The 5,468-nt window shown below is 69.5% G+C and carries 7 protein-coding genes; 3 read left to right on the top strand and 4 right to left on the bottom strand.

Features of this window, described 5'->3' with window-relative positions; all coding sequences use genetic code 11:
* Positions 1 to 912: UDP-N-acetylmuramate dehydrogenase (locus CVO76_RS09275; protein WP_208739047.1), on the top strand; the 912-nt coding region annotated here is incomplete at its 5' end.
* A gap of 37 nt (positions 913 to 949) precedes the next feature.
* Here CVO76_RS09275 and CVO76_RS09270 read toward each other — a convergent pair.
* A complete protein-coding gene (locus CVO76_RS09270) occupies positions 950 to 1,378 on the bottom strand; it encodes a hypothetical protein (protein WP_133082372.1) in 429 nt (142 codons plus the stop codon).
* Positions 1,379 to 1,545: 167 nt separating this feature from the next.
* Here CVO76_RS09270 and CVO76_RS09265 point away from each other — a divergent pair, with 167 nt between their 5' ends.
* Entirely contained in the window at positions 1,546 to 2,343 is a 798-nt protein-coding gene (locus tag CVO76_RS09265) for an ANTAR domain-containing protein (RefSeq protein ID WP_133082373.1), read from the top strand.
* On the opposite strand, the gene asd is transcribed toward CVO76_RS09265, so the two are convergent.
* The 3 genes from asd to CVO76_RS09250 all read right to left on the bottom strand — a co-directional run bounded on the left by asd (position 2,340) and on the right by CVO76_RS09250 (position 4,898).
* A complete protein-coding gene (gene asd / locus CVO76_RS09260) occupies positions 2,340 to 3,479 on the bottom strand; it encodes an aspartate-semialdehyde dehydrogenase (protein ID WP_208739046.1) in 1,140 nt (379 codons plus the stop codon). The genes CVO76_RS09265 and asd overlap by 4 nt on opposite strands.
* 79 nt (positions 3,480 to 3,558) lie before the next feature.
* The gene (locus CVO76_RS09255; RefSeq protein ID WP_133082375.1) at positions 3,559 to 4,122 is read right to left on the bottom strand and encodes a dihydrofolate reductase; all 564 of its coding nucleotides are present in this window, start codon (positions 4,120 to 4,122) and stop codon (positions 3,559 to 3,561) included.
* Positions 4,119 to 4,898 (bottom strand): thymidylate synthase, encoded by a 780-nt coding sequence (locus CVO76_RS09250; RefSeq protein ID WP_244186319.1) that lies wholly within the window; start codon positions 4,896 to 4,898, stop codon positions 4,119 to 4,121. The genes CVO76_RS09255 and CVO76_RS09250 overlap by 4 nt, the downstream gene beginning before the upstream one ends.
* 143 nt (positions 4,899 to 5,041) lie before the next feature.
* Here CVO76_RS09250 and CVO76_RS09245 point away from each other — a divergent pair.
* Positions 5,042 to 5,468: AMP-binding protein (locus tag CVO76_RS09245; RefSeq protein WP_432206090.1), on the top strand; the 427-nt coding region annotated here is incomplete at its 3' end.

Genomic DNA, 5,468 nt, shown 5'->3' with positions numbered 1-5,468 from the left:
GATGACGGCTTCGACGGTACGGTCGTCCACATCACGTCCACGGGCTTCACGGTGAACGACGACGATGCCACGTGCGGCGGCGTCATGGTGCGCGTCCAGGCCGGCCAGGACTGGGACGAACTGGTCCGGTACACCGTGATGCACGCCTTCTCCGGGCTTGAGGCGCTCTCCGGCATCCCCGGCTCGACCGGAGCCACGCCCGTCCAGAACGTCGGGGCCTACGGCTCGGACGTGTCGCAGACCATCGCCACGGTCCGGACCTACGACCGCGGGACGGACAGTATCAAGAGCTTCACCAACTTCGAGCTGACGTTCGGCTATCGGGACTCCCTGCTCAAACGCAGCACCGTCAACGGTTCGCCCCGCTACGTGGTGCTGGCTGTCGAGTTCCAGCTGGGGCTCGGGCGCATGAGCAAGCCGGTCCGCTATGCGGAGCTCGCCCGGGCGCTGGGCGTCGAAGTAGGGGCCCGCGCCTATGCCAACGACGTCCGCCGGGAGGTGCTCAGGCTCCGCGCCGGCAAGGGCATGGTGCTCGACGCCCCCGACCCGGACACGTGGAGCACCGGATCGTTCTTCACCAACCCGATCGTCCCCTCCGCCGTCGCGGACCGACTCCCGCAGGACGCTCCCCGGTATCCGTCCGGCGAGGAGGGCCGGGTCAAGCTCAGCGCGGCCTGGCTGATCGAGCACGCAGGCTTCGCCAAGGGCTTCGGCCTCGCCGACGACGACGGCCGCGCCGCCGCGGGTGGACGCGCCTCCCTGTCGACCAAGCACACCCTTGCCCTCACCAACCGGGGCGGCGCCGCGGCGTCGGACCTCCTGGCGGTCGCGCGCCTTGTGCGCGACGGCGTCGAACGGACGTTCGGCATCCGCCTGGAACCCGAGCCGCTGCTCATCAACTGCTCCCTCTAGCGGATCCCCCGCCCCAGCGGCGTGCGTTCCCGCAGTCCTACAGCGCGGGGGAGCGGCGGGCCTGCTCGGCGGCAGCGCGGGTCAGGACGAGGTCCCTCCGGCTGTCCTCGCGCGCCACGAGCCGCCGTGAGCACAGCCACTGCGCCAGGCGGGATGCGACGCTGATCTGGGCGAGGCGGTCGTGGAAATCCGGCAGGAGCTGGGGAGGCGACAGGAACTCCGGCAGTGCGTGCAGCAGTTGCTGCGCGCCCATGACCCGCACATAGGGTTCCGTGGTCCCGAACTGGCGCTCGAGGGCCAGCAACTCCTGGTCGACCCTCTCCAACCGGGTGGCCGCGACCGTCTCGAGGTAGTCCCGGAGGTGGCACTGGACCCGCTCGTACCGCAGCAGGCTCTCCGGATGGCGCGTGTGGCCGCTCGCGGCGAAGAAGCGCCGGAGGATGGTGTCTGCGTTCACGGGATCCATGCGCCCATCCTGCCGCGACCCTCCGACCTTTTCCCACCCGGGATGCAAGCACGGGATACCCGCCGGATGTGCCCGCAGGATGTCGGCGGCAGTGGATACGATTGTCCATCCGAACGATCGCAGCGTCATGGCCTGCTGCGGAACCGTTGTGAGCGACAAGGATACGAATGACGGAACAGCGACACGTCACGCGCCGAGGACCGGACGGTTCGGCGAGGTCCCTGCGGGAGAGTGCCTTCGAGGCGTCCACCTCGGGCTATTCCCTGATGGATCTCGACTTCGTCATCCTCGACGTCAACGCGGCGTTCACGGAATCGACGGGTATCAGCCGGGACCAGCTGGTCGGCCGCCAGGCCTTCGATGTCTTCCCCGAGAACCCGGGACAGACCGATGACGCCCCCGCCCGGACCATGCGCCAGTCCCTCGAGCGGGTGATCTCCACCGGGCAGCGGGACAGCCTGCACATCCACCGCTATGACATCCCCGACCCGACGCGGCCCGGCGCGTTCCTCGAACGCTACTGGAGCCCGGTCAACATCCCCGTCCTCGACGAGGACGGTGCGCTCGTCGCCGTCCTGCAACAGGTGGAGGACGTGACCGACTACCGGGACGACCTCGTCAGGATCCTCGGGTATCTGGAGCAGCCGCCGGCGGAGAGCTCTGCCGAGACCTCACGCCGGTTCGTGGAGTACGCCACCACGGCCATGGCGCATTCGAGCCTCTACCACTCGGCCCGCAGGGAGGTGGAGCAGCTCCAGGAGGCACTGACGTCCCGGGGTGTGATCGACCAGGCGAAGGGAATCCTCATGGGGCGTCACCGGTGTGGCAGCGAGGAGGCGTTCCTGCGCCTCAAACAGATGTCCAATGACAGCAACGTGCGGATCCGGGACGTGGCGAGGGCCCTGATCTACCAGGCGTCCGCGCCCGCTTCACCACCGGCAGCAGGGGCGGACGCCGAGGGCTAGAGGTTTCCGGTGGCGATCATCAGCATCCGGCGCAGCGGCTCGGCCGCACCCCACAGCAGCTGGTCGCCCACCGTGAAGGCGCTGATGTAGTCCGGGCCCATCTCGAGCTTGCGGATGCGGCCCACCGGGATGTCCAGCGACCCCGTCGCCGCGACCGGGGTCAGCCCCGCGAGGGTGTCCGTCTTCGTGTTCGGGATGACCCGCACCCACTCGTTGTCCGCAGCGATGATCGACTCGATCTCGCTCACGGGCAGGTCCTGCGTCAGCTTCAGGGTGAGGGCCTGCGAGTGCGAGCGCATGGCGCCCACGCGGACGCACAGGCCGTCGAAGGGGATGCGGGCGTCGGTGCCGAGGATCTTGTTGGTCTCCGCGCCGGCCTTCCACTCCTCCTTGGACTGGCCGTTGCCGAGGTCGCTGTCGATCCAGGGGATGACCGATCCGGCCAGGGGCACGCCGAACTGCGTGGCCTCGAGGCTCGGGTGCCGCTGCTTGGCGAGGATCGCCCGGTCGATGTCGAGGATCGCCGAGGCGGGATCGTCGAGGTTCAGGGCGACGGTGCCATGGAGGGCCCCGAACTGGTTGAGGAGTTCGCGCATGTGGCGGGCGCCGCCGCCGGAGGCCGCCTGGTACGTCATCGAGGTGCCCCACTCCACGAGGCCGTTGCGGAAGAGTCCGCCCAGCCCCATGAGCATGCAGGAGACCGTGCAGTTGCCGCCGATGAAGTCGCGGACACCGTTCGCGAGTCCGGCGTCGATGGCCGACCGGTTGACGGGGTCGAGGACGATCACGCTGTCCTGCTCCATGCGCAGGGTGGACGCGGCGTCGAGCCACAGCCCGGACCACCCGGCGTCCCGCAGCTTCGGGTAGACCTCGGACGTGTAGTCGCCGCCCTGTGCCGTCACGATGATGGGCAGCTTGGCGAGCGTCCCGACGTCGTATGCGTCCTGCAGGGTGCCGGAGCCGTCGGCGAACGACGGTGCGGCTCCGCCCGCGGCCGATGTCGAGAAGAACACAGGATTGATGCGGGCGAAGTCGCCCTCGTCCTGGAGCCGCTGCATGAGGACCGAGCCCACCATGCCGCGCCAGCCCACGAATCCGACGGAGGGCAGGGCTGGGCTGTCGGGTGCTGAAGTCATGCCCTCCAGTTTAGCCGCGGAGGTCCTGCGGACCGCGCTTTGTGACCGGCACCTCCCTGATGCGGGCCGGGCCGCGGGTTCAGCCCTGCTTCGTCCAGAGACTGATGCGGTACCGGGTCCCGCCCGAGGACTCGAACCAGCCGGCCTCGGGGCTCAGCGCCGCGAGGGTCCAGTCGGCACCGAGGGCCGGAGCGACGGTGTCACCCTCCGCGGTGGACTCGACGACGGTGACGAGGGCGGCGTTCGCCCGGTCCATGGCCTCTGCGTAGACCCGCCCGCCGCCGATGATCCAGATCTCCTCGGCGCCCGGTCCGGCCTGTGCCGCTTCGAGGGCGGCGTCCAGCGAATCGACGACGACGGCGCCCGGAAGATCCGTGCCGGAGCGGGAGAGGACGATGTTCGTGCGGTCCGGCAGGGGCCGGAACTTCTCGGGGAAGGACTCCCACGTGCGGCGGCCCATGATGACCGGATGACCCGTGGTGGTCGCCCTGAAGTGGGCCATGTCCTCCGGCACGTGCCAGGGGATGCCGCCGTCCCTGCCGATCACGCCGTTCTCGGTCTGCGCCCAGATCATGCCGATCACGGGGTGCGACCCGACGGCGTCGCGCACGCCGAGGGTGGACGGCGAGGGGGTGCCGCTCATACCGCCACCGGGGCCTTGATGGTGGGGTGGTGCTGGTAGCCGACCACGTCGAAGTCCTCCAGGGTGTAGTCGAAGATGCTGGCCGGCGTGCGTTTCAGCTCGATCCGCGGGTACGGGTACGGCTCCCGGGACAGCTGCTCGGCGACCTGCTCCACATGGTTGTCGTACACGTGCACGTCGCCGCCGGTCCAGATGAACTCCCCGGGCTCGAGGCCGGTCTGCTGCGCCATCATCAGGGTGAGCAGCGCGTAGGAGGCGATGTTGAACGGCACGCCGAGGAAGGTGTCGGCGGACCGCTGGTACAGCTGGCAGGAGAGCTTCCCCGGGCCGCCGTCCGTGCCGGGGCTCACGTAGAACTGGAAGAACACGTGGCACGGCGGCAGCGCCATGTCGGCGATCTCGGAGACGTTCCACGCGGACACGAGATGGCGGCGGGAATCCGGGTTGCTCTTCAGGGCCTCGACCACCTGGGCGATCTGGTCGATGTGTCCACCGTCCGGGGTGGGCCACGAGCGCCACTGGACGCCGTAGACCGGTCCCAGCTCGCCGTCGTCGTCCGCCCACTCGTTCCAGATCGAGACGCCGCGTTCCTGGAGCCAGCGGACGTTCGAATCGCCGCGCAGGAACCAGAGCAGTTCGAGTGCCACCGACTTGAAATGCACGCGCTTGGTGGTGATGAGCGGGAAGGACTCGCTCAGGTCGAAGCGGAGCTGCCGGCCGAAGACGCTGCGTGTCCCGGTGCCCGTCCGGTCACTCTTCGCCGCGCCGTTGGCCATCACGTCGCGCAGCAGATCCTCGTAGGGGGTGGGGATGGGGGTGCTCACCCGATCAAGTCTAGGCGCCGGTAGAGTTCGCCGGAACAATGGAGGGGCACCATGCACGACACCTTCCGTTCACCTTCCGACGGAAGACTCCACCCGTGACCATACCCGCGCCCGGAGCCACCGCCGCGCCCTACCCCGCACAGTTCGCGGCGTCGGCGCTCGCGCCGGCACCCCGTACCCTCCTCGACATCCTGCGTTCGACGGCCGCACAGCACCCCGATGCGTCGGCGCTCGACGACGGGACCTCGGATCTCAGCTATGCGGAGCTCGTCGGTGCCGCGGAAGGATTCGCGGCGACGCTGCACGACGCCGGGGTGAAGCGGGGCGACACCGTGGGGGTGCGCATCCCGTCGGGGACCAACGAGCTCTACATCGCGATCCTCGGCATCCTCGTCGCGGGTGCGGCCTATGTGCCGGTCGACGCCGACGACCCCGACGAGCGCGCCCGCGTGGTCTTCGCGGAGTCACGTGCGGCCGTCGTCGTCGGGCAGGGGCTGTCCCTGACCGGAGGGCCGGTCGGGC

Origin of the sequence: Arthrobacter agilis (assembly GCF_002953615.1) — a bacterium.
Classification (GTDB): Bacteria; Actinomycetota; Actinomycetes; order Actinomycetales; family Micrococcaceae; genus Arthrobacter_D; species Arthrobacter_D agilis_B.
This window is presented reverse-complemented; position numbering and strand designations above follow the sequence as displayed.